A 22,497-nucleotide genomic window follows, 5' to 3' on the forward strand; every position below is an offset into this window, starting at 1 on the left:
ATGCAGTGATACCATCCGCTTACGTATGGTGCACCATTCCCTTTCTCATCGTTATCTCGTCGATCGATATGATTTTTTCTTCCAGTCTAATTTATGGAGTGAAATAGGTTTGAGGTCCATTCAACAACGAGCGAGAATCATTCTGAGCCGGCGGGGTCCACTATGAAAGTTTTACGGATATTGATTCTGCTGGGTATTGTATTTGGATTGGGCTATTACACGGGGCAAAAACCGGATGAGGTGAAGCAACGATTGCGTGATTTGTCGGGACAGGTATTGGAGAACACGATTGGATTTGATCAGAAGACCCATTTGCAGCGACAAATGTTGGCGGCAAAAGACGGCTTTTTGGAAGGCCGAGCGTATCTCTTGGATCATCAATTCAAAGAAGCTTCAGTTGAGTTCGAACGTGCACTTCACCATTTAGATCAAGCGGTTGAGTTGGACCCTCAAGGCCCCATGGCTCAAAAAATCAAAATTGTTAAACAGAAAATTCGAGAGGCTCAACAAAGTCTGGCTCAAGGGCATAGTCTTCCTCCTCATTCGTTGGATGATCTTCGTCAGGAGATGCAATCTGTTATGCCTTGACGAAACCTACCTATAGCAACTGCCAGTTGCGTTCCTTGTTTTTTCTCGTCCCATCTTGTCAGAATTATTTAATTCCAGGTTATTACTTGATGGGAACCTTAAATGGAATTTAAGAAACAGGGTGGGTTTTCCTCATAAAAAGCCCCCTCCATCGTCCAGGCGATGGAGGGGGCTGGTATGTTCACAATAAGGACTGGAAAGTCAGGCTTAAGCCGTAACGGCCTGCTTTTTCCATTCTGCCAACATGTGTTCGATTCGTAAGCGAACCACCAAGTCGGGGTCTTTGGCTAAAAGTTTAATCGCCTCTCGGCCACGAGGATCTCCGATTTTTTCTAGCGCGGCTGCTGACGAAAGCCGGATGAACCAGTCAGGGTCTTGCAATCCTTCCATTAATAAATCAACACTACTGGAATCCCTGATCTCTCCTAGAGCCAGAATGGCCTGTTTCCTAATAACTTCATCTTGATTCTTCAGGCATTCGAGTAATCGTCCAACAGCCGGTTGTCCAAGTTCTGCGAGCGCCCAAGTCGCATCGTCCTTAAACTCATCATTGTGGAGCATCGAAATTAACGGATCAAGGACTCGTTCATCGTTAATTTTCCCCAACGCTTTAATCACTGATTTCCGGGCATCGTAGTCTCGTATATAGCGGAGCAGAAGGTCCACGGCCGGTGAACCAATCATGGCAATGGCTTCAACTGCGGCGTCTCGAACCTGCCAATCTCCATCTCGAAGGCATCGAACCAGAGGTTCGATGCAGCGTTCATCACCCATTTCGCCCAGGGTAGTCACTGCTTCGCGTCGGACGACCCATTCTGGATCGTTCAAAAGATCGATCTGAATATCGATTTCATCTTTGACCTGTTCTTCGACCAACTCTTCTTCTTGTTCTGTTTCTTCTTCGGTTTCCTCAGCAGAGGCAACGATGTCTGTGGTTTCTTCATCTGCGTCCGCCGTGATAGCTTCTGAGACTTCATCCACTAGCTCGTCTTCAGGCAGGGTTGTCTTGCCTTCCAACGATACAAACTCCTCCGTTTTATCTGAAAACGCATCATCCATATTTTTTTGGTCGTCCCGCATGCCTCAATTCCTCCAAATTCTCTTCAGGGTCAATCTGCAGAACCTTAGGCCTCTGCCACGACTTTCTTTGATTTCCGCTGTTCCTCGCGCCGTTTGGCTGTTCGGACCTTCCGTTGCACTCTTCGTAAACGTTTTCGTAATGATCGGATGGTTGAATCTCCCTCAGGATTGTCGCTACTGGCTAGGGATTTCGTGACCTTGGTTTTTAGAGACGTTGCGTCTTCCTGAAGTGATCGTCGTTTGGCCATATGAACATGCTCTCCTTACTCTAGAAATTTTATTGACGAAAAGTGATTTGGGTGGCCTTCTACCTGGTTGAGTCTAGTCAAGGAATTTGAATTGTGTCAACGGGGAAACGCTATACTTGGCAGGGACTAAGGTGTTTTTCATAAAAAACCCCCGCTGAGCTAAGCTCAGCGGGGGTTTTTCGTACAAATAGGAAATATCAATTAATCTTTGCAGAAGCTTCTTTCGTATGCAATGACCTTCCAGGCTTCTTCTTCGCTGATGGTGGCTGGGACTAAAGGCACCATGCCTGTGCCAGGGCTACCGTTCTTGATGACCCACATGAGTTCGCCATCTTTCCGTTTCTTGTGAAATTTGCAATTGGTGAAGTCACGAGGCCCTGGGGTCAAGACGGCTCCTGCCGGCCCTTGGCCATTGCCTTCTTTGCCGTGGCAATTAATGCATGTCCCTTTTCCCTCATACAAGGCTTTGCCTTCCGCCACGATTTCAGGCGAAGCATCTTCGGCCTTGGAATATAAGTCTGTTTTGTCTTTTTTGGCTGCAGAGCGTTGATCAGCCGGAACCCGGGAAGGAATTGGATCTTTCTCTGGTCCGGCAATGGCTAAACCAGTGGTCAAAAACATGGCGGCGGTTAAAGTTCCAAGCACTTTCATCGAAAACGTCATGTAAGCCTCCTAAGGTTAAACAGAGTTGATGAGACCGTAAAAAAACATGGGGATGGCATTATCGCTTCCCCTTTTTTTCCTCTTTTTGAATTTGTGTTGTTTGAGCAGAGCCTTAAACTAAATCACATTCAAAAGGACACCCTTAACCCACTCAAACTTTTTCATCATATCAATGAGTTTTTTAGCCTGTCAAGAAGTTGAAAAAGAGTTGATGTTGTGTCCTGTAGAATTTTTCCAATGTGGGCTAAGTGGGCTGCTTTCACTGGAGATTTTGAGAAGGGGGTGTGGAAGGGGATGGGCAGGCCTAAGGCTTTTCAAGCTTTGTTCAAATAGGTATGGTGCATCATAATTTATGAAAATTTTGAAGGGCGGGAGGATGGACGATTGTGTGGGGCTATAGTCCGTCGTGTTGTGACGTCAGGGCTTCAAATGAATGTCCCGGACTACCTGACCTGGCTTGCCAAATGGACCTTGTAATTCTCCATTAAGGCGGACGATCACACCGGCCGCATTCCCTAACGTGAGCAAGTATTGTTTATCCGCCTTCCAGGTGCTTTTTTGTCCAGGTTGTAATAAGGCTTCATGCGGGGCCTGATCGTCCGACTGCACCACCACCCAGGTCAGTTGTGTGGCTTCGATTTCTAGGACCAGCGTTCCATCGATCCCGGTGGCCTTTTCGGGAACAGGGGAAACAGGCAAGGTCGGTACCGGTCGAGGTTCAGGGGGTAGCTGTGAAGGTATGATATCAGGTGGGGGAGGAGAAGTGAGCTGGATCTCGGTGTCGACGGGGGATTCCGATGAAACGATGTCGGGTAACTCTTCAATATGGGGGGTGGGATCGAGTATTTCTTTATTCTGCATTCCACTGATTGGTTCAGGAGTTTCGGATTCAGGTTGGAGTGGAACGGTTTCCTGCTGCCAGGGTAGGAGATAAAAGAGGACTCCACCGATGGCCAGAAAAAGAATGACAACAAGGTTCCAATTGAATCGCTTGCGATGGGCTGCTTGCAATGTGACCTGGATGTGTTGCTGCTCCTCTTGGGTGCGATCATAGAAATCGCTGGAGGTGGTTAGGAATAGCTGAAGGGCATTATCTTCATCTAGACCCAACGAACGGGCATACGACCGTACGAACCCTTTGACGAATACTTTGGCCGGTAGGCTTGCGAAGTCCTCTTCCTCAATTGCTTGAAGATGGCGCTGTTGAATGCGAGTTTTGGAAGCGATCTGTTCCAACGATAAACGTTGTCGTTCCCGGGTCTGTCGGAATAATCCACCAAGAGTTTCCATGGCGTTATCCTGAATGAGATAAGCCTTTCCTGTATTCATTGGATTGTGATGTGAAGGCACACATCATGTAAATGGTGTGCATACCGAAGTCTTCAGGTCTATGACAAATCTTCAAAATGCGTTAAATGTTTAAAGGAAGAAAATCGTTTATCAATGTCTTCACGGGTTAGATGCCTGAGGCGGTCCAGACTGAATTCCTCCACATTAAATGAGGCCATGACGCTTCCAAAAATGATGGCCTGTCGAAGCCCGGCTTGCGAGTAATTTTCCGTAGCAGAAAGGTACCCCATGAAGCCGCCGGCAAAGGTGTCGCCGGCGCCGGTTGGATCTTTGACCGCTTCCAGTGGATAGGCTGGAGCCCCAAAAATTTCCTGCTGATGAAACATCAAGACCCCATATTCTCCGCGTTTAATAATGAGGGTTTTGGGTCCACGCGATAAGATCCGTTTCGCCACTTGTACGAGGTTTGCGTCATCGCCCAAAGCACGGGCTTCCCCGTCATTAATAACGAGGATATCGATATGTTCGAGGACTTTCCATAACGCTTCCCTTTTCCCCTCAATCCAAAAGTTCATGGTGTCGCAGGCCACGATTGATGGCCGCTTCACTTGATTCAGGACATCCAGTTGTAATTCTGGATCAATGTTACCCAGAAACAAGGCGGATGGCGTGGTATAGCTGGCCGGAATTTTCGGCCGGAACGTTTCTAGAACATTGAGGTGTGTTTCCAGGGTTTGAGCTTCGTTGAGTTGATAGGAATATTCTCCTCGCCAGCGAAAGGTTTTTCCGGGTCGTTGTTCTAATCCGTCCAGATTGATGCCTCGACTACGCAGGAAATCGAGATGTTCCTTTGGGAAGTCTTCGCCAACGACGGCAATCAGATTCACGTCCGTGAAAAAACTGGCCGAAGTGGAAAAATACGTGGCGGATCCTCCCAGCACATCCGAGGCTTCACCAAAAGGCGTTCGTACAGAATCAAAGGCGACGGATCCTACTACTAATAAATTACCCATAATGATTAGGACCTTTTCTTGGAGTGTAAGGTGGTCGATAGTAAATGACGCCGTAATAGAAGCTGATACCGCTTTTTCAAGGTCGGACTCATTTGTTTAAGCGGGGTGATGACGGCGTGTTCTAATGCGGTCTGACACGAGCAAGGCCCTAGGTCTTTTGCGAGATCGAGTGCCTGCCGAAGGACGAGTTTTGCGGTTTCGACATTTTGATGCATGATGGATAAGATGGCTCCAACGGACACGGCTTCTTCTGTCTCATGCCAGCAATCATAATCCGTGACCAGCGCAAGGGTGGCATAGCACAGTTCGGCTTCACGAGCCAATTTGGCTTCCGGAATATTTGTCATACCAATAACATCCACACCCCATTGCCGGTAGAGAAAAGATTCCGCCCGACTGGAGAATTGTGGCCCTTCAATGCAGAGGTACGTACCAGGACGGTGCACCGTCACGGAGACTCCTTCGCTGGCCTTTTCTAGCACATTCGATAAGGTCCCACACAGGGGATCAGCGAAGGCGACATGGGCGACGATGCCCTGGTCGAAAAACGTATTGTCACGTTGAGTGGTTCGGTCAATGAATTGATCAGGCAGAACAAAATCCCCCGGTCGAATGGATTCCTTCATGCTTCCCACCGCACTGATGGAAAATACCCGCGTCACACCAAGGGCTTTTAGGGCATGAATATTCGCGCGATAATTTATGGCGGAAGGGAGAGTGCGGTGTCCTCGACCGTGGCGAGCCAAAAAGGCGACGCGTATGCCATGAAAGGTTCCCAGAATTATGGCGTCCGAAGGTTTCCCAAACGGGGTTGCCATCCGGACTTCTTTGAGGTTGGTGAATCCGTCCATTTCATAGAGTCCGCTGCCTCCAATTATCCCGATTTGAGCTCGTTGGGTAGGAGAGGATGGGCGCTTAATATTCATTCACTCGTTCTCCGCCATGTGAGTAGGTCTCTCTGATCAAAAGGGAAGGGCATGTGGTTTCAGTTGTATGCTGATTGGAGGTCGAACTAGTGAGGAGTTTTTCTGTCCCAAAAGAGTGAAGTTTTCCGCATTGTATCATGAACTGCCCTGTATGGTTAACCTGACGATTGGATGGATTTTAAATCGGGCGTTGGTTCCGCAGGAAATGGTAACCGTGCAAAGGTATAGAGAAACTGATTGATATGATCCACGATTTTGGTGGCCGCCCGGTGTGGAATGTCTGACCCTTCCAATGTGATCCACAGGATGCCGGGTTCCTTCTGAAACCACGTCATCTGTCGTTTGGCGAAGTGACGGGTATCCCGTTTTAATAATCGCACAGCTTCTTCATAAGAATAGTCACCGGCTAAGTATCCTGAAAACTGTCGATAGCCGAGCCCTTTCATGGAGCCCAGCTCTCGAGAAAATCCTTGATTCATGAGGGATTGCGTTTCTTCCACAAGTCCCTTCTGAATTTCCCAATCAACGCGTGTTTCTATTCGCTGATACAGGGTCTGGCGTTCCATGGTGAGCCCGATCAATAAATATGGATATGGAGCGTCGTCAAACCGGTGTTGCTGCTGAATGACCGATAGCGGTGTCCCGAGAATGCGATACACTTCAAGGGCGCGTTGGACCTTCGGCTGGTCATTGGGATGTAGCCGTTGTGCGAGTTCGGGGTCCACCTGTTGAAGCTTTTTATAAAGAAAAGCCGGTCCCTGAGCTTTGGCTTCTTGGGCTAATTCACTCCGAATAATCCAATTGGCGGGTGGACCTGGGCAAAGACCACGTAAGAGGGCCCGAATATAGAGTCCGGTGCCTCCGATGACAAGGGGCAGGAGACCTAGGCGGTGCAGGCGGGCAATGTCTTGGGTCGCGTGAAGCCGGAAGTCGCCCGCGTTAAAGGATTGACCTGGATCGACGAGATCAATTAAGCGATGAGGAATATTTTGCTGTTCTGCTAATGAGGGTTTATCGGTACCAATGTCCATTCCACGATAGACCTGTCGGGAGTCTGCGGTTAAAATTTCCGTGTGGAGAATTTTGGCGACTTCAATCCCGATGCGGCTTTTCCCGATTGCGGTTGGTCCCACAATAGCGACGATGGGTTTCCATGCTGTGATAATGTCGGCCTGTTTCATGAACAATCAGCGAATGAGCCTTATTTCAATGGGCGGGCAAATATTGTGTGCAATTCTTCCAACGAATGTTTAATGGCCACTCGCCTCCCATGAGGACAGGTCATCGGAAAGCTTTCTTGTGCCCAGTCCTGTAAAAGGATGGTGATTTCCGCCTGGGTCATGGGGCGTCCGGCTTGCACGGCACTTTGACAGGCCATTGTGGCCAGAATGGGTTTAATCGTGTTGTCCAGCGCATCTGTGGATTGCCACTCCGAGAGTTCATCCAATAATTCCAGGATCAGGGAACCAACTGATATATTTCCTAACATGGCTGGAATGGCTCGCACAACATAAGACGTGGTTCCAAATCGTTCCACATCCAATCCTGCTTGAGCCAGAAAAGGTAGCCATTCTTCCAATAACTCTCCCTGGTGGGGAAGAAGTTCAACCGGCTCAGGGATGAGCAAGCTTTGTTGGAGAATTTCTTTTTTCTTCCATGACCGAAGCAGTCTCTCAAAGCGTACTCGTTCATGGGCCGTGTGTTGGTCGACAATGAATAAATCCTGATCGATTTGACCAAGAAGATAGGTGTGATGAATTTGCCCGAGAGAATGCACCTCACATGGCTGCTCCCTAGTCCCATAGACCGATGGCGGCTCCTGGACAAAAAGAGAAAGAGGGTAAGGTCGATTGGTGCCCCTACGAGGGAATTCGGACCCATGCTGGAATGAAGCCGGCGCGACGTTCATTGATCCTGGTGTTGTTCTGGGTAAATGAGGAGTAACTGGGTCAGGGGCTTCCTTGTGCTCATTGGATATGATGTCGGGTGAGGGTTGCGAGAAAAAGAGAGCTTTAATGCCACGGAGAACCCCCATATGTACGAACTCTGGATGGGAGAAGCGAACCTCCCGTTTAGTCGGGTGGACATTGATATCGATTGACTGGGGATCAAGATGGATAAATACGATATATTGTGGGTGTTTCCCTTTTGGTAAAAAGGATCCGTAGGCTTCATGCACAGCATGGGAAATAGTCGTATTTTTTATAGGGCGGCCATTAACAAAAATTTCCTGTGGCGCACGAGACGTTCGTGCATGGTGAGGACTGACAGTAAACCCTGTGAGTTGAAATGAACCGGCGTTATAGGTGACGGGGAGAAAGCGTTCAAGGAAGTCCGGTCCGTAGATCTGTAATAATCGGTCTTGCAGTGAGGATACAGCAGGATACTCCAGCACCGTATGATTCTGGTGGCGTAATCGAAAGTGGATCCCTGGGTGCATGGCTGCCGCCTGTTGGACGACATAACAAATTTTAGAAAATTCGGTGGGAACAGTCTTGAGAAATTTCAGCCGCCCTGGAGTATTAAAGAAAAGATCACGTACCTCCACTTGAGTCCCCAGCGGGCCGGTATAGTCCCAAACCTCCCATGCTACTCCCCCCATTGACTGGGTCTCCGTACCAAGGGGGCTTTCGGGGGAAACCGTCTTTAAGGAAAAACGGGAAACGGAGGCGATGCTGGGAAGGGCTTCTCCTCGGAAACCCATTGTCAGGAGTGTCAAGAGATCTTCTTCGGATCGGAGTTTGCTTGTTGCAAAGCGTTGACAGGCCAGTTGAGCATCCGTTCGCGTCATTCCTGCCCCATTATCCATGACGCGAATGACCCGTCGACCACCTTCTTCAACCTCAACGGTGATCAACGTGCTGCCGGCATCCAGACTGTTATCGATAAGTTCTTTCACCACGGAGGCGGGTCGTTCAACCACTTCTCCTGCGGCAATACGACACGACACGCTATCTGGAAGAATGTGAACTTTTCCAGTTACGGTCGAAGACATGGGATTCAAAGCACAAGGTATTGAGTGTGAAAAATAGATTGCGAAGGCTTGCAGAGGATCAAGACAGCCCGGATTTTTTTAATTGCTCTTTCGCTTGGGTGGATTCTGGTGAATCGGGGTAATCCTGGATGATAGAGTTCCACAGTTCCTGAGCTTTTGATCGTTGGTCGATCTCAAGCATTATTTGTCCGAGCTTATATAACGCGTGGCTCCGGTATTTGCTGCTAGGATAGCGGCTGATGACTTGTTCCAGGGCCTGCTTGGCAGCGTCATAGTGTTTTTGCACGTAGAACGTTTCCCCAAGGTAGTAATAGGCTTGAGGGGTTAAGGTGGTCGACGGATAATTTGTGACAAATCGTTTGAATTCTACCGAGGCCCGGTCATAATTTCCGTTGAGAAAAACCTTATAGGCTGACCGAAAAGCCGACGCCTCATTTTCCGCCCCCGCACGCTCTTCAGGGGATGCAGGTAATCCCGTCTGGGCTTCCTTCGGATTTGACGCAGGGTTTGCAGGGTTAGGAGTCGTGGATTCCGGGGATTCCGATACAGATCGAGGTTGATGAATTACGTTGTCTATGCGGCTTTCCAGAGCCTTTACCCGAATGGACAGGTCTTGGTCACGGCGTTGAGTGGTGGAACGGGTTTGTTCAATTTGTTCTCGGAGCAGAGCACTGGTCCGTTCCAGCTTTTCTAAAAGGTGGCGAGTATCCAGGCTGGCCTCTTCCTCCGTTTTAATGAGCTCTCCCACTAAGAAATCATGTTCATCCAATTGCGATTCAACCGTTTCCATTCGGTCGATTATTTGTTTTTCCTGCTTGTGGGACGCTTCCTGTTGAACCATGAGTGTTTGGACCTGTTTTTGGATGTCAGTTAGATTGGGCTCTGTTGCGCAACCCCATCCGCCCGTGAGGGATAACCCTATTAAAATGGCCGTTTTGGAAAATGTGTGAGTCATGAAATACCGGCCTCGGCTACAAAAGATGTGGTGGAACCTAATTAACCTTCAACTGGTATCTTATCAATTGCCAGGGCGTTAAGACAAAGGGGGCATATGACGGTATAGAGATATACTCGGCCTTTCCTTGAGAATATTAAGTAATGGTGAAGCCTATTTTTGCGGTTTGGGGCTTTGCAGGCGATTTACCCTCTGGGCCAATTGACCCAGTCGATCCTCATGCTGGTCCACTCGCTCACCTAATTTGGTTCCAATGGTATTAATCACATCACGCAATTTATTGACGGTTTCTGTTAACTGATTGAGGTGGGTCAGATTGGTTTGCGAGGTATCGGCAGTCCCTTGGACCTGTTGGAAAGAGGTCATGGCCCGATTCAGCCGCTGTTCTTGGTTTTCAATACGAGCATTCAGCTTTGTACTGACATTTTCCAATGCTTGGGCGACTGATTGGATTCCGCTGTTGACTTCTTGGAGGTGGGTATTGGTCATCTGGGTGTCAGAGTCGATTTTCCCCACCAGCCCGGATTGATGGGTTTCCAGATCTTTTAATCGTGACCCAATGTGGTCGGCCGTCTGGTTGAGTTGATCTACAAGCTGGTTGACCGTCTGCAACTGTTGTTTTTGGTCCTGGACGTCTCGTTTCAACTGTTGGAATTGTTGAACGGACTGATTGAGTACTTGTCCCGCCTCTTCTTGTTTGGCCAGGCGGCTGGAGAGTGATTGCCTGGTTTGGTCAAGAGCTTGGGTAATGGAGTTGAGGCTGGCATTTACCTCGACCAGATGAGCCGATGTTTTTTGGGTATTGGATTGGAGTTGCTCGGTCAATGCGGTTTGGTGTGATTCAACCGTATTCATGCGTTCCGAAAGTCGTCCCGCTTGTTGAATAATTTCATCTCCGCGTTTCCCAAGTAAACTCCCCATGACTTCCTGGGCTTCCCGAAGCTTGAGAACTGATTGGGAAAGATCTTGTACGTGAGAAGCATCCGCTTGTACGTGTGTCCCCAAGGCTTCCATGTCTTTTTGTAGGGAATCAATTTGCGCAAGCTTGGGGGCTTGCTGGGTATTAATTTCGGCAACTAGCTGGGCCATGGCTGCATTCACATCCTGTTCCAGATAGGTCCGAAGGGCTTGGGTGTCGGCGGCAAGTTTGTCCTGAAGGATCGTGACCTGATTTTCCAACTGAGTGACTTGTCTTGATTGTTCATCAAGTCTGGCACTGAGCAACTCTCCCGATTTCTCTATTCCTCCCTGAACCTGTAGTATCGAACCGGACAGTTTTTCTGTTCGAGATTGCACGACTCCGAGGTCTTGTCGTTGTCCTGATAAATCTGTTTGGACCTGTCCAATTGTTGTTCCGAGGCTTGTCAGTGTGTCTTTAAATTGGGAAAGGGAATTCTGAAATTCGCCCATGTTCGTGGTTAATGCCTGATTGTTTTCATCAACCTGTTGGGCAAGGGTCGTATTGTGGGTTTTGACCGTTTGCAGGTCTTCCCCCTGTGCCTGAATCGTTGATTGAATCGATTGGACATCAGATTTTAATGTGTCTGTTTGGTTCGTATAGTCCTTTTTGAGATCTTGGAGACTTTTTTCAGTTTCTTCCAATTTTCCGTATAAACTCGCCACATCCTTCTCTTGGAGGAGCGTGGCTTTTTGATTAATAGAAGCCAGATTGCCGCGAGTTTTTTGCGCTTCCTCATTCATCTTGATCAGTTGTGCCTTAGTTTCATCAACTTGTAAGCCAAGGGCCTTTTTTTCATCCTTGATCTTAGCAATCTGTAGTTCTAAGTCTTTTTGAATTCGGGCAAGGTCAGCTTGTTGGGCCACGCAGCCTGTAACCAATAAACTAGAGACCCCACATACCACTATCCACTTGAGAGGGAAAGATGATGGCAACTGTCTTGAAACATTTCGCAAGGTCAGCCCTATATTCACTCTGGAATTATTCCTCCATGTTTTCCGAAAACCAGTCGATTGAAGGATTGCTAATTTTGAACTAGCAAATGTCCCCGTCGGTTCAATTGGTAGCATACCTCTGTGGTGTCCTGGCAAAATGGCTTGTCTTTCCCATAGGAAATGACCGTCAATCGTGAAGGATCAACACCCAATTGAGAGAGAAAATCCCGAACGGCCATGGCTCGTTTTTTCCCAAGCACCATGTTATAGGCCTGCGTCCCACGTTGATCGGAATGTCCTTCAATAATTAAAAGTGATGAGGAATCGTTGGTGAGCCAGGCCATGTCCCGTTCGAGAGAATCCTTAGCTTCCTCGGTGAGAGCCCAACTATCAAATTGAAAAAAGACATCCTCTAAACCAGCAGATATGGTGGCCAATTCTTCCTCTTGAATTTTATCCAACTGCTCTCGAATGATCTCTGACGGTTCAGCTTTCGCTACTTGAAGTGTTTCTGGAATTGGTTCCGTGTCTTTTGGCAGATTTGAGAGATCATTTTGGAATTCCGTCTGGGAGGTGAAGGGCGACGTCCCTGATTGGTCTTGATCTGAACCGTTCATGCCTGAAGAACTTGATTGAGTTGAGATGTCATTTCCATCATTAAATGGGGTCAATGGACCGGCACTACTACTTGTATCAATTTCAGAGTCTTTCTCGGGAGCGATACCCGCTTGAGAGTTCTGCTTGAACCATTGATCCATATGGTTGGGGTCGTAGCCAAAATTGAGAGGGTCAACCGGAGCAATTGGGTGAACGGCATCTGCCCGAACTTCCTCGGTGGAAGCGCCTTGCCCTGCCAGGGAAGATTCATCAATTGAGGTTCCTGCTACCTTTGCTGAATCGCCGTCTAATTCTGATGTCTCAGTCTCTTCGCCAGGGGAACCGGAGGCGGTGGAAACGTGGATTCGTTTTTCCCCACATCCCGACATACTGACGAGTGAAAGACCGATAATGCCAAGTAGTGAAATCACGCGAATGGCTGGGCGCATAAAACGACTCCTTTTTTGAACTATCACGGTGGTTGTTTCGTAAATTATGGTTGAAATGGCGACCAAGAGGGAGAGCTGAGATGTTCTCCTGCCGAGGAAATTTTCTCCAATCCGGCTCCCTCACTAGTGATGATGTATAATTGACTTTCTCCTCTTCGAATCGAACTAAAGACAATATGGCGTCCATTTGGAGCCCAGGAAGGAGAATCATCAATGCTTTGCCCGTTGGTGATTTGTTTCCGTTGTTCCCCATTCGGACTGATGCGGCATAATTTAAATCCCTCACTTGGCACCCGGCACACATAGACGATCCAATCTCCCTTTGGAGACCATGCTGGCGCCGCGTTGTAATCTCCATCAAAGGTTAAGCGACGGACGTTCAAGCCCTCGGCATCCATGATGTAAATTTGGGGGCGGCCTCCCCGATCTGAAGTGAAGGCCAGATGTCGCCCGTCTGGAGACCATGACGGGGACAAATCTGCGCTATTGTGCGAGGTTAACTGCTTCACGCTTCTACTGTCCAATTCTATCTGATATAGATCCGAGTTGCCATCTTGGGCAGCGGAGTAGGCAATAGATTTTCCATTAGGAGCAAAGGAGGCCGTAATGTTCAAGCTGGCTGGCGAAACCAAAATTTCCTCCCGACCGGTAGCCAATTCCCTTTTCATAATGAGTTGTTTGCGATCACGATATGCGGTGTAAATAAGCGATTTCCGGTCCGGGGCCCAGGTAGGCATGAGGTTTAAATACCCGTCAGCCGTGACCTGTTGCGGATCATACCCATCGTAATCCATGACAAAAAGCTCTCGTCCATTCTCTTTTTGACCTACAAATGCGATTTTCGTCCTGGCAATACCCTGCTCGCCGGTATATCGATAGACCAGTTCGTCTGCCCACCGATGGGCCATCAAGCGAGTGAGGGTTTCTGTCGTTTTGAGGGAAAAGTACCGTTTCCCGGTCAATACCTCCTGTTGTCCCGGATCAAATGCGCAGGCATCCAGGATAATTCCCTGGACTCCGTTTGAAGTCCCTCCTACTCCTATTCTTCCCCACGTAGAGACCGTCACTTTTTGGAAGTGCGGTGCCAAATTTGATGAGAGACTCATACATTTATTGTCAGAAAAATCTCCTTTGGCAGGAGGTAATTCAGCAATTGAAAATATTTGTGAGCGTTTGAGATCCGCTTTAAGGACGGATGGGACCTGAGTCTCAATGTCTTCTGAGAGACCGGTATCCCGTTGGACAGGGGAGAATCCCATTACCCAAATAGGGATTTTTTGGAATTCTGAACGTGTGGCTTTGAGATCCGCTTCCTCTCCATGAAGAAAGGCTGGGGATACGGTAATTACAGAAAAGGCAAGCAGAGCCAGGATGGCATACGGAGGTTTGAGTGCATTTTTCATAATATAGGTGGTGTCCTTAACTAATCCTTTTGATCCGTTTTGATAAATTGAAAACGCACATCCAGGAAAGCATCAGAAATATCAGGTGGAAATGGGGGTAAGGGATTGACCGCATTTACCGCCCGTTGAGCGGCGGAATCGTAATATCCATTTCCTGAACCTTTATCAATGCGAATCTGGGAAATTTTTCCAGTTCGAAAAATACGGAATTTGAGCACCACTAACGGAGCATTTGCAACGAGTGGGGTTCTTCTCCACTGATCCTGAATGAGGTCCTGGATCATTCCATAATAATGATTTGTTCCCGCAGAAGACTGAGCCGCAGTATTCCTGGAATTTGAAGTGGGTTGCACTTCCAGGAGTTGGAGGCGATTTTTAATCGATTCAACCGGCGTGACGTCGGGAATGGATAATTTTGCAATTCGTTGATCCATTTCTGACTGCACCGGTTGGGTTTGTGCTGAAGAAGAGGACCCAGACTCTTGAGGGGGTGGTGAGGCTGGAGACAGTTTCAAGTTGGGGGCTTTAGCTTCTTCTAGTAATTGCTTCATCATATCTGACATTTTCTCACGTTGGGGAGGTTTTTCCAGTGGTGGGGATGGTGCAATTTGGGCTAATTGCGGTGCGGAGAGTCCAGGGGTGAAAGGTTTTTCTTGTTGCGGCGTGGAGGCTTTGGTCTGTTTTTTGATTTTTCGAGTCGGTGCCAGCGTCGGTATGGTCGGGAGGGTTCGCTTGAGCGATTCCTCGATATTACTGGGTGGAGAAGCGTCTTTGGGCTGTCTTTCCTTTTCGGACATCTTAAACGGGGTCACCGAACTCAATTCCGGTAGCACAGGAGCGAGTTTGACAGTTGGCTCAATTTTAGGAGGCTGAGGTTGGGATACCGAATCTTGAGGCTCCGGAGGAACAGGTGTTGGGGGTGTAGCCTGTTTGGGTGATGGCGTTGCGTTAGGCTTAGGAGCGACTAACGGTTGTGAAGAATGTAAGCGTTCCGGACGCGAAATTTGTGGAGCAATAGGGGGCATTCGAAGATTTTCAAATAACGGGGACTGGTCGTTCAAGGGAGGTTGTTCGGTTGGAGGAGATGGTGCCGGAGTGGCCATTTCTTGTTTGTGGGGCACTACGATCGAGCCAACCGCCCCTTCCAAAAATTCCGATAATCGTTCGGAGGGTGTTGGAATTGGCAAAGGAGGAAGGGCGGCTTCTTTGGGTTCGGTCTTTATTGGTTCTGCTTTTGTTGGCTGAGATTTTTGTTGAGAAGGCGCCGGGGGAGAAGATTTTTTTTGGCTTGAATCCGGAGCCTGCTCCTCCGGTAAAGAAATAAGATTTACCTCGATGGCTCTGAAAGGCTCCTCGACTGTGGATTGAAATCGTAAGAACAGGGCCATCATGATGACGAGGGCATGCAGAAAAACTGAGGTGACGAGTCCCCAACGGAATGAGGAGCTTTCTTGTGAAACATCAGCAGCGAGCCCAAGGGAAATTAGACTTGGGGATTCAGCATGTCCCATTGGTCAAACGCTTAGCGGGAAATCCCGATGGTATCGTCCTCAATTATTGTTTCAATTTTGGGGCCGGTAATCATTCCAAGACGTTCAATTTTGGCCCCTTTGACTTCATCCATGACCTGCACCACTGTTCCATAGGGAACTGTTTGATCCGCTCGCAGATACACCGAAATTAAGGGATTTAAGATTTTGGCTTCTTGAAGTTTGGCTCGTAAATTGACCAAGCTAATAGTGTCGTTACCGAGGGATAAGGTGTGATCTCGCTGAATCGTCACAATCAGGCGTTCTTCCGCTTGTATATTGTTGGAAGATGTTGTTGGGAGATTAATGTCTAAGCCACGATGTAGCATCGGGGCGGTAACCATGAAAATGACCAAGAGAACTAAGACGACATCGACGAGAGGAATGACGTTGATTTCTGAGAGAAATTGTCGAGGCCTTGATCCAGTGGTCATCGGGTCACTTCCACTTCAAAGGCTTTTTCAGATTCTTCAATCGTATTGAGAAATTCAATGGTAAATGCCTCAACTCTGAAGGACATTTTTCGAATTCTAGAGAGAAAATAGTTGTAGGCCATCACGGCAGGAATTGCGGCAAAGAGCCCGGCAGCAGTGGCCACGAGTGCTTCAGAAACTCCAGGAGCAACTGCGGCAATGCTTGCTGAACCTTGAATGCCGATTTCATGAAAGGCATTGATAATGCCCAAAACTGTTCCTAGAAGACCGACAAACGGAGTCAGATTTCCTGTGGTCGCCAAAAAAGGCAAATAGGCTTCCTGTTGGCTGATTTGGTTCTGGATGATGTATTGAGCGACCTTTTCCAAGTACTGTCGGTTAGGGGCTCGCTCTGCGGGTTTTGCCTCCAGGGGTGGCCTCGAGGTGAAGAGATCAGAGGATTCGGGCAAGCGGTCGGTTATGCCCAAATAAACTACCGAGCTTGGGCTATAGGTTAATGTTTGAGCCTGACTTCTTAAGGTATGCTGGTCGATGGGATTCTGTTCGTACAATTGGAGGAACTGTGATTCATCTTGGTGAATGCGGCTAAACCGCCTGAATCTGTTCACAATGATTCCCCAGGAAATCACGGAAAAAATTGACAGGATGAAAAGAATGACAATGGATAGCAGGCCCAGGGACCCAAAGAACTCGGAAGGATTGGCAGCAAAGGTCATATAGTTGTATTTCGACCTCCTCTAGGCTGGTCAGATGCTAAACAGGGGATATTGATATAGAAATAAACCACTGAGAGATGAGGTATGGCGGGGCCGACGGGATTTGAACCCGCGACCTCCAGATTGACAATCTGGCGTCCTAAACCTAGCTGAACGACGGCCCCGAATTTTTTTTTGATCTTGGGCAAATAGCCCACGCATTCATTCAAAGAGGAAATGGAGTCGATGAAGAATTTCGTAATATATCAGATCAAGAATACCATAAGCCAAAATAATATTTTTATATTTGGTAGGCGGAACAGGGATCGAACCTGCGACATCTGCCGTGTAAAGGCAGCGCTCTGCCAGCTGAGCTATCCGCCTAAAATTAAAACGCTACAATTCGTCCATTATAACAGGGAGTTAGGCCTTGTCAACTCAAATGAAATAGTGTGGAATACTGTTTGACATGAACAGGACACGTGGGTATAAGGCAGCACACCCAAATTCTGAATGCGAGAAAAAAATATTTGGTCGTCCTAGTGACGAGAGGGAAAAGTAATTATGGGATATAAAATTAAAGACCTTTCTAATAAATCTCCTATGGTGGAGCAAGCTCAGTTTCTATCGAGTAAAGAACGGTTTTTGTTTTTTGTGGAGGAGAATCGGGCTCTGGTATGGGGAGGAATTTTTCTTGTTCTGGCTGTGATCGTGGCGATTGTGACGATGGGTTGGCTCAATCAAACTAATCAAGAGCATGCATGGGAACTAGAAGGTCAGGCGCAAACGATCTATTTGAATCGTCCACTAGATGATGTCAAAAAGGGACAAGAGAATATTCAAAAAGCTTCAAGCCTGTTCAAGGACATCCTTGAGCAATTTCCTGGGACGCCCAGCGCCGGAGTCTCCTCATTTTTATTAGGCAACAGTATGATGGAGGAGAAAAATTATCAAGGGGCGATAGAGGTGTATACTTCGTGGATCAAAGAGTATGGGCAAGATCATATTTTCGTCGGATTAGTCCAGCAGCGATTGGGGTTTGCCTATTTACTTAATGGCGATCGAGAGTCCGCCCTAAAGGCATTTGATGCCGTGCTGGCCGATCCTCATTCGTTAAATAAAGACCAGGTCGTTTTTGAGCTGGCGAAGATTGCAGAGGCTGATGAAAATACTGCTGAAGCGGTTGGGCAGTATAAAAAGGTTATCCAGGAATTTCCTTTATCTCCGTTTGCGTCGGAAGCTGCCCTCCGGGTGAAAGTGTTGGCACCGGAAGAAGCTAAAGATTCTCCTTCCTCGGAAACGGGTGAACTGGACGGGATTGAGAAGAGCAGTCCTGAAGCCCCACAGGTTCAGGATAAAGGAGAGGGGAAATAGTATTAGTTAAGTGGCTCACCCAATAGGTGGGTTATTGGCTCACCATCAACATGTGGCCAGCCTGAATAATGCTGGAAGAGAGATTATTGAGCGCTCGCAAATCGTTCACGCTCATTCTGAATTGTTGGGCAATCGTCCATAAACTATCTCCACGCCTGACCTTATACCATTTAGAGTCGTTTTTGTTCGACGGGCTGACCGAAGGATTTCCTTTTACCCGCAACCGGTCACCTGGATGAATGATGTGGCTGGAGATATTGTTCATCCGCATCAGTGCGTTCACGGATTGTCGAAACCGAGTCGCAATGCTTCCAAGAGAATCCCCGGACCTGACGCGATACCAGGTGATTTCAGAATCAGCGTAATCGTCATCAACTTCTCCACGAACTCGGAGTTTGGTTCCTACTCGTATGATATTGCTCCGCAAATTATTCATGTCTTTCAGTTGACTAACTTTCATTCTGTATCGTTTGGCTACTACCGATAAACTCTCACCTCGTCTGACCGTATGCCATTCCGTTGGAGGAGGAGGAGGTTGGATCCAGACGGTGAGTGTCGGATGCAGTTCTTCGACCAATGAAGCCATGCCGAGGGGTACTTTCAGGTAGTAGCCTGGACCCGTAAGACTGGGCACGATGCTTCGTCGAAGTTCCGGGTTGAGTCGTCGGAGTTCCTCAACCGGAATTCCTGTTTGTTGTGTAACGGCTGAAAGATGCACGCGTTTCGTAATCAGGACTTCCTCAAATTCATGGCGATCGCCGTCAGGAGTACTAAATCCATAGGCCGTTGGATTTTGTGCGATAAGGGTCGCCGCAATAAAGCGAGGCACATAGTCTTTGGTTTCCCGTCTTATGTGCCGTGTCTGTCGAATTTTCCAAAAATCACGGGTTCCTGTTTTTTTGATGGCCCGTGAAATCTTTCCACTTCCTGCATTGTACGCTCCGAGGGCGAGAGGCCAAGAGCCAAACTGGTCATATAAATCACGAAGATGATGAGCGGCGGCTACTGTGGATTTAATAGGATCCCGCCGTTCATCTAAATACCAGTCGACGTCAAGGCCATACACACGACCAGTCGCTTTCATAAATTGCCAGGGGCCTGAGGCACGGGATCGAGAAAATGCACGAGGGTTGAACCCACTTTCAACGAGTGAAAGATACATGAGTTCCGGTGGGAGGCCTAGTTCATGAAAAACGGGTTCCACAAGGTCTCGATAATGATGAAAGCGATCGAGATAGGATTGAAATCGATCATGAATCCCATACTGAAAATATTCAAGATTTTTCTCTACCGAATCGTTCAGTACAAGGGGAATGGTTCCATATGCCCCTGGTTTTCTCAGCGGGGTGGATTCCCATGCTTGGTCAAACGCCTTGGCGAATCGGGCTAGGACAATCTGCGACCGTTGCTCAGATGAGTCAGCAGGGTAAAAACGTAATTTGGTAGAGGAGTTGATTGAGAACCCAGTTTGAGCGTTTAGGGCTTCAAGCGTGTTTTCGCCAGACAAAAAGATCCGTTGGTCTTCTGAAGTGTTAGGTTTCTGGGAAACATCAGCGGATGAGGGAGTAATGTGTTTTCCGGTATCCGATGATGGGATTTGCTGTGAGGGTGTTTGAGCCAGATCATCTACAGAAGACGGGTTCGAAGGGTCTTCGGAAGATAACCCTGTCATACCTGGAGTTTGTTTCTCAGTTTGATCTATCAGAATAGATGATTGCTGATTGTTTTGAATGGTGCTATTCGGAGACGTTTGGGTCTCAATTGAGGTGCTTTGGTGAGGGTGGCTATGTGCAATAGCATAATTAAATGTCATTTCCTCTGTGGAGTCATTTGAAGGGGTGAACGAGGGTTCGCCGAGAGATGGTTGTGGGCAGAGAGCCAACGTGATCAAAATGACACTGGATCCAAAGAGGAGATTGCTGGCAATGGCAGCCGGTCGCAGAGAAATGGAGAAACGCTGAACCTGTAATGTTTTATCTAAGTGATTCATTTTATAAGGCATTTCGGCAAATCTGTGCACAACTTAATAGGCTACCCTCGCAAGAAAAGTTTGTCAAACATATTTATGTATTTTTGTTCTTTTCCATAGGTAGAACTAAAATGCACAAACCAAACCAAAAGTTAAGTGTATGAAATAAAGAAAAATATGGTGGGAGGGAGGATGAGAGTGGTGTTTTTAGTCCAGTTATTAGGCAAAAATGTCACCGATGAGGATTCCAAGGTATGAGGATATCGGCGAGAGATAGAATGGCGTCTTCTCAGATCCTGGAAAGGAGCAACCCTGCAAGGCTTAGCGAATAGGTTCAACGGATTGGGGCTGCTCATTGCAAAATTCTCAGATGAAGGTCTGTGGTCCTTCAAATCGTTCATTGGTCGGAGTTAAGCCTCTTAAATATTCCAGGACGGAGCAATATCTCGATATTGCCTACATTTTGTATTACGAAACCGAGATTTATGGGTGAAATGGAAATTGAGTGGATAGGAATGACTGGATGCTAAGCCCTTGTACTCTTTTAGCCAAGCCCAGGGGGTCTTAGTTGGATCGAAGGAAATTTGATTAACTAAATGTCATGGCTTCATGTGCGACGTTTGTTCCAAGAGATCGGAAACCGGTGGTGACCCGAGGCGAAGGGGCCTGAGTTTGTTTTGCCTCTAAAGGGACCGGGTGAATCAAATTCTGGCTGGTTCCTAGAAGAGCCTTCAGTGGGCAGCAGGAAGGTGAAAGGCACGATCCGCCTTGGCAGCTAAATAAAAGTCACTTTCCGTGAGGCCTTGAATTTTGTGGGTCCAAATTTCTACTTTGCATTTGCCCCAGGCCAAATAGATATCAGGATGATGGCCCTCAAGTTCGGCAACATTGCCCACTCGATTAGTAAAAGCCAAGGCATCTGCAAAATTGTCAAAGGTATATGTTTTTTCAATATGACCTTGAGCATTTAGGGTCCATCCAGTCTCCAATTGACCTAACAGGTCCTGGATTTTCCCAGGTTCCAACGGCGGTACGCCCCCACGACATGGCACGCATGTATTATCTGCTAGGCTCATTTTCTTCCTCCTTACGTCCTGAAGATCTGCGGTGGATTGTCTTTTTCACTCTATTTTTTAATCTTATACCCGAGAAAACGTGATTTTCCCCATATCCTTCGTGTAAATCAGTTTCCATTGAGAAGTGAACCCCATGCAAACGTGATGTTACATTAAAGCCCTGCTTACTCTACTGAGTATAGCCATGACCAAGTGCGGTGCACAATTCCAAGGGCGCCTGGCTATCGGAATGTTCTGCGCAGTCCAGCCTAGCCCGGCATCGAGCCACACTTATATACGGGTCGAATATGACTCCACCAAATCCCAAACCTATGACTTTTGTTACCGACCCTTTTGACAAAAAAAACAGAATGAGGGCAGGGGAGGGTCAGGAAGGCATAGGAAGGATAAAACCTCCAATTTGGGTAAACTCCTGTTGCTGGGTTTGAGAGAAAAAGGCGAGGGGTTCATTATGGCAAAATCGGCATTCTTCTGTTGTGATGACGGCCTCCGCTTCACCCAGGCTGGCAAGATAGGTTTTGGCTAATCGAAGAGCGGTATCTTCATCTGTTGTCATGACGTCAAAGTGAATGGTGCCAGTTTTTCCTTGCACCCAGGTATCAAAGACTTTGACGGTATTTGAGGATTGGTTCATGAATGTCCTTTCTTCTGGTAGTGATCATCGGGTTCGGCTAACTCCTGATCGGAATGACGACCGTAAATACAGTCATGGCATTCAAGTGTCTGGTGAAAATTCCTTGATCCAGGTGCCAGGCCCCACTTTCCCATGGCGAGAATTTTCAGATTGGTTCCTGGGGTGAGGTGCACATTGGATTTTTGCCAGGGTTGGGTGGCGTTCACCGCAAGAGTCTGCCATTGGAGATTCCTGATATTCATCCCGACTAAGGGTTCATAGAGAATGAGGGTATTCTCGTAGGATTGATAAGGAGGAACCACCAGACAGCCGGTGGTAAATAGACAGATCAGAATCCAAGAGGAACACGGTTGCGCGAATGAATGAGGAATAATAAGTCGTTATTGCTTCCATGACCGAGAACGAGTCCGGCTAAACTAATCGGAATAAAGCTGTTTGCGCTGATCCCGTGTTCATTCCACATTTTCCGACCAATCAGAGTCTCACAGGGGCCTTAAATCTCAATTTTAGTTAGGGAAGCTTCTGGGGTCAAAGACATTATCCTGGCTCCTAATGTTGGAATATGAGTTCTTGGTCTATTAGCCAAAGTCCTTGAAGGTCGTCGGTGGCCCAAGGTCAACTTGTGGTTTCCATGGCCATTGGCCGTTCGCCAGCCTAAGGAAGGGGAAGGACTTTGGGGATGGGGA

General features: G+C 47.8%; 21 protein-coding genes and 2 tRNA genes. 2 read left to right on the forward strand and 21 right to left on the reverse strand.

All coding sequences use genetic code 11. The features are described 5' to 3' along the window. Positions 1–162 precede the first annotated feature (162 nt). The gene (locus tag PJI16_05800; protein ID MDT3777069.1) at positions 163–588 is read left to right on the forward strand and encodes a hypothetical protein; all 426 of its coding nucleotides are present in this window, start codon (positions 163–165) and stop codon (positions 586–588) included. Between the two features lie 207 nt (positions 589–795). Here PJI16_05800 and PJI16_05805 read toward each other — a convergent pair whose 3' ends face one another. The 17 genes from PJI16_05805 to PJI16_05885 form a co-directional block, all read right to left on the reverse strand. Next, positions 796–1,668: a HEAT repeat domain-containing protein gene (locus tag PJI16_05805; GenBank protein ID MDT3777070.1), complete on the reverse strand. Its 873-nt coding sequence runs from the start codon at positions 1,666–1,668 to the stop codon at positions 796–798. A 44-nt stretch (positions 1,669–1,712) separates the two neighbouring features. Beyond that, on the reverse strand, positions 1,713–1,916 hold the full coding sequence (locus PJI16_05810; protein ID MDT3777071.1) for a hypothetical protein: 204 nt from the start codon (positions 1,914–1,916) through the stop codon (positions 1,713–1,715). 201 nt (positions 1,917–2,117) lie between these two features. Beyond that, positions 2,118–2,579: a cytochrome c gene (locus PJI16_05815; protein MDT3777072.1), complete on the reverse strand. Its 462-nt coding sequence runs from the start codon at positions 2,577–2,579 to the stop codon at positions 2,118–2,120. A 417-nt stretch (positions 2,580–2,996) separates the two neighbouring features. Continuing rightward, on the reverse strand, positions 2,997–3,869 hold the full coding sequence (locus PJI16_05820) for a DUF4115 domain-containing protein (GenBank protein ID MDT3777073.1): 873 nt from the start codon (positions 3,867–3,869) through the stop codon (positions 2,997–2,999). 98 nt (positions 3,870–3,967) lie between these two features. Further along, positions 3,968–4,882, reverse strand: coding sequence for a PfkB family carbohydrate kinase (locus PJI16_05825; protein MDT3777074.1), 915 nt, complete (start codon positions 4,880–4,882; stop codon positions 3,968–3,970). 5 nt (positions 4,883–4,887) lie between these two features. Continuing rightward, positions 4,888–5,808, reverse strand: a complete 921-nt coding sequence (mtnP, locus tag PJI16_05830; GenBank protein MDT3777075.1) for an S-methyl-5'-thioadenosine phosphorylase — start codon at positions 5,806–5,808, stop codon at positions 4,888–4,890. A 155-nt stretch (positions 5,809–5,963) separates the two neighbouring features. After that, a complete protein-coding gene (miaA, locus tag PJI16_05835; protein MDT3777076.1) occupies positions 5,964–6,989 on the reverse strand; it encodes a tRNA (adenosine(37)-N6)-dimethylallyltransferase MiaA in 1,026 nt (341 codons plus the stop codon). 20 nt (positions 6,990–7,009) lie between these two features. Next, positions 7,010–8,803, reverse strand: coding sequence for a DNA mismatch repair endonuclease MutL (mutL, locus tag PJI16_05840; GenBank protein MDT3777077.1), 1,794 nt, complete (start codon positions 8,801–8,803; stop codon positions 7,010–7,012). Between the two features lie 58 nt (positions 8,804–8,861). Beyond that, positions 8,862–9,758, reverse strand: coding sequence for a tol-pal system protein YbgF (gene ybgF, locus PJI16_05845; protein MDT3777078.1), 897 nt, complete (start codon positions 9,756–9,758; stop codon positions 8,862–8,864). Positions 9,759–9,911: 153 nt separating this feature from the next. Further along, complete coding sequence (locus PJI16_05850) at positions 9,912–11,582, reverse strand: hypothetical protein (GenBank protein ID MDT3777079.1); 1,671 nt, start codon at positions 11,580–11,582, stop codon at positions 9,912–9,914. Positions 11,583–11,740: 158 nt separating this feature from the next. After that, positions 11,741–12,697 (reverse strand): OmpA family protein, encoded by a 957-nt coding sequence (locus PJI16_05855; GenBank protein MDT3777080.1) that lies wholly within the window; start codon positions 12,695–12,697, stop codon positions 11,741–11,743. A gap of 44 nt (positions 12,698–12,741) precedes the next feature. Next, on the reverse strand, positions 12,742–14,100 hold the full coding sequence (locus tag PJI16_05860) for a Tol-Pal system beta propeller repeat protein TolB (GenBank protein MDT3777081.1): 1,359 nt from the start codon (positions 14,098–14,100) through the stop codon (positions 12,742–12,744). Positions 14,101–14,120: 20 nt separating this feature from the next. Further along, the gene (locus PJI16_05865; GenBank protein ID MDT3777082.1) at positions 14,121–15,611 is read right to left on the reverse strand and encodes a TonB family protein; all 1,491 of its coding nucleotides are present in this window, start codon (positions 15,609–15,611) and stop codon (positions 14,121–14,123) included. Between the two features lie 11 nt (positions 15,612–15,622). Beyond that, positions 15,623–16,063 carry a biopolymer transporter ExbD gene (locus PJI16_05870; GenBank protein ID MDT3777083.1) on the reverse strand — a complete coding sequence of 147 codons (441 nt, stop codon included), beginning with the start codon at positions 16,061–16,063 and terminating at the stop codon, positions 15,623–15,625. Next, complete coding sequence (locus tag PJI16_05875) at positions 16,060–16,671, reverse strand: MotA/TolQ/ExbB proton channel family protein (GenBank protein ID MDT3777084.1); 612 nt, start codon at positions 16,669–16,671, stop codon at positions 16,060–16,062. The genes PJI16_05870 and PJI16_05875 overlap by 4 nt, the downstream gene beginning before the upstream one ends. Positions 16,672–16,864: 193 nt before the next feature. After that, positions 16,865–16,943, reverse strand: a tRNA-Asp gene (locus PJI16_05880). 123 nt (positions 16,944–17,066) lie between these two features. After that, positions 17,067–17,142: transfer RNA gene (locus PJI16_05885), tRNA-Val, on the reverse strand. A 180-nt stretch (positions 17,143–17,322) separates the two neighbouring features. Between PJI16_05885 and PJI16_05890 the strand changes: the two genes are divergently transcribed. After that, positions 17,323–18,132 carry a tetratricopeptide repeat protein gene (locus tag PJI16_05890; GenBank protein ID MDT3777085.1) on the forward strand — a complete coding sequence of 270 codons (810 nt, stop codon included), beginning with the start codon at positions 17,323–17,325 and terminating at the stop codon, positions 18,130–18,132. 31 nt (positions 18,133–18,163) lie between these two features. Here PJI16_05890 and PJI16_05895 read toward each other — a convergent pair whose 3' ends face one another. The 4 genes from PJI16_05895 to PJI16_05910 form a co-directional block, all read right to left on the reverse strand. After that, positions 18,164–20,122, reverse strand: coding sequence for a LysM peptidoglycan-binding domain-containing protein (locus tag PJI16_05895; GenBank protein MDT3777086.1), 1,959 nt, complete (start codon positions 20,120–20,122; stop codon positions 18,164–18,166). Positions 20,123–20,832: 710 nt separating this feature from the next. Beyond that, the gene (locus PJI16_05900) at positions 20,833–21,177 is read right to left on the reverse strand and encodes a 4a-hydroxytetrahydrobiopterin dehydratase (protein ID MDT3777087.1); all 345 of its coding nucleotides are present in this window, start codon (positions 21,175–21,177) and stop codon (positions 20,833–20,835) included. Positions 21,178–21,544: 367 nt separating this feature from the next. Next, positions 21,545–21,811, reverse strand: coding sequence for a DUF2024 family protein (locus tag PJI16_05905; GenBank protein ID MDT3777088.1), 267 nt, complete (start codon positions 21,809–21,811; stop codon positions 21,545–21,547). Further along, positions 21,808–22,053, reverse strand: a complete 246-nt coding sequence (locus tag PJI16_05910; protein MDT3777089.1) for a hypothetical protein — start codon at positions 22,051–22,053, stop codon at positions 21,808–21,810. Before PJI16_05910 ends, PJI16_05905 begins: the two co-directional genes overlap by 4 nt. Between the last annotated feature and the right edge of the window lie 444 nt (positions 22,054–22,497).

Origin of the sequence: Nitrospira sp. MA-1 (assembly GCA_032139905.1) — a bacterium.
Lineage (GTDB): Bacteria > Nitrospirota > Nitrospiria > Nitrospirales > UBA8639 > Nitrospira_E.

Excerpts from the sequence above, each read along its gene's own strand:
- PJI16_05800 (MDT3777069.1), top strand. The coding sequence starts at position 163 with ATGAAAGTTTTACGGATATTGATTCTGCTGGGTATTGTATTTGGATTG.
- PJI16_05870 (MDT3777083.1), bottom strand. The coding sequence starts at position 16,063 with ATGACCACTGGATCAAGGCCTCGACAATTTCTCTCAGAAATCAACGTC.
- PJI16_05865 (MDT3777082.1), bottom strand. The coding sequence starts at position 15,611 with ATGGGACATGCTGAATCCCCAAGTCTAATTTCCCTTGGGCTCGCTGCT.
- PJI16_05815 (MDT3777072.1), bottom strand. The coding sequence starts at position 2,579 with ATGACGTTTTCGATGAAAGTGCTTGGAACTTTAACCGCCGCCATGTTT.
- PJI16_05890 (MDT3777085.1), top strand. The coding sequence starts at position 17,323 with ATGGGATATAAAATTAAAGACCTTTCTAATAAATCTCCTATGGTGGAG.
- mutL (MDT3777077.1), bottom strand. The coding sequence starts at position 8,803 with ATGTCTTCGACCGTAACTGGAAAAGTTCACATTCTTCCAGATAGCGTG.
- PJI16_05895 (MDT3777086.1), bottom strand. The coding sequence starts at position 20,122 with ATGAATCACTTAGATAAAACATTACAGGTTCAGCGTTTCTCCATTTCT.
- PJI16_05900 (MDT3777087.1), bottom strand. The coding sequence starts at position 21,177 with ATGAGCCTAGCAGATAATACATGCGTGCCATGTCGTGGGGGCGTACCG.
- ybgF (MDT3777078.1), bottom strand. The coding sequence starts at position 9,758 with ATGACTCACACATTTTCCAAAACGGCCATTTTAATAGGGTTATCCCTC.
- PJI16_05910 (MDT3777089.1), bottom strand. The coding sequence starts at position 22,053 with ATGAATATCAGGAATCTCCAATGGCAGACTCTTGCGGTGAACGCCACC.
- PJI16_05905 (MDT3777088.1), bottom strand. The coding sequence starts at position 21,811 with ATGAACCAATCCTCAAATACCGTCAAAGTCTTTGATACCTGGGTGCAA.
- PJI16_05820 (MDT3777073.1), bottom strand. The coding sequence starts at position 3,869 with ATGGAAACTCTTGGTGGATTATTCCGACAGACCCGGGAACGACAACGT.
- PJI16_05825 (MDT3777074.1), bottom strand. The coding sequence starts at position 4,882 with ATGGGTAATTTATTAGTAGTAGGATCCGTCGCCTTTGATTCTGTACGA.
- miaA (MDT3777076.1), bottom strand. The coding sequence starts at position 6,989 with ATGAAACAGGCCGACATTATCACAGCATGGAAACCCATCGTCGCTATT.
- PJI16_05805 (MDT3777070.1), bottom strand. The coding sequence starts at position 1,668 with ATGCGGGACGACCAAAAAAATATGGATGATGCGTTTTCAGATAAAACG.
- mtnP (MDT3777075.1), bottom strand. The coding sequence starts at position 5,808 with ATGAATATTAAGCGCCCATCCTCTCCTACCCAACGAGCTCAAATCGGG.
- PJI16_05810 (MDT3777071.1), bottom strand. The coding sequence starts at position 1,916 with ATGGCCAAACGACGATCACTTCAGGAAGACGCAACGTCTCTAAAAACC.
- PJI16_05855 (MDT3777080.1), bottom strand. The coding sequence starts at position 12,697 with ATGCGCCCAGCCATTCGCGTGATTTCACTACTTGGCATTATCGGTCTT.
- PJI16_05860 (MDT3777081.1), bottom strand. The coding sequence starts at position 14,100 with ATGAAAAATGCACTCAAACCTCCGTATGCCATCCTGGCTCTGCTTGCC.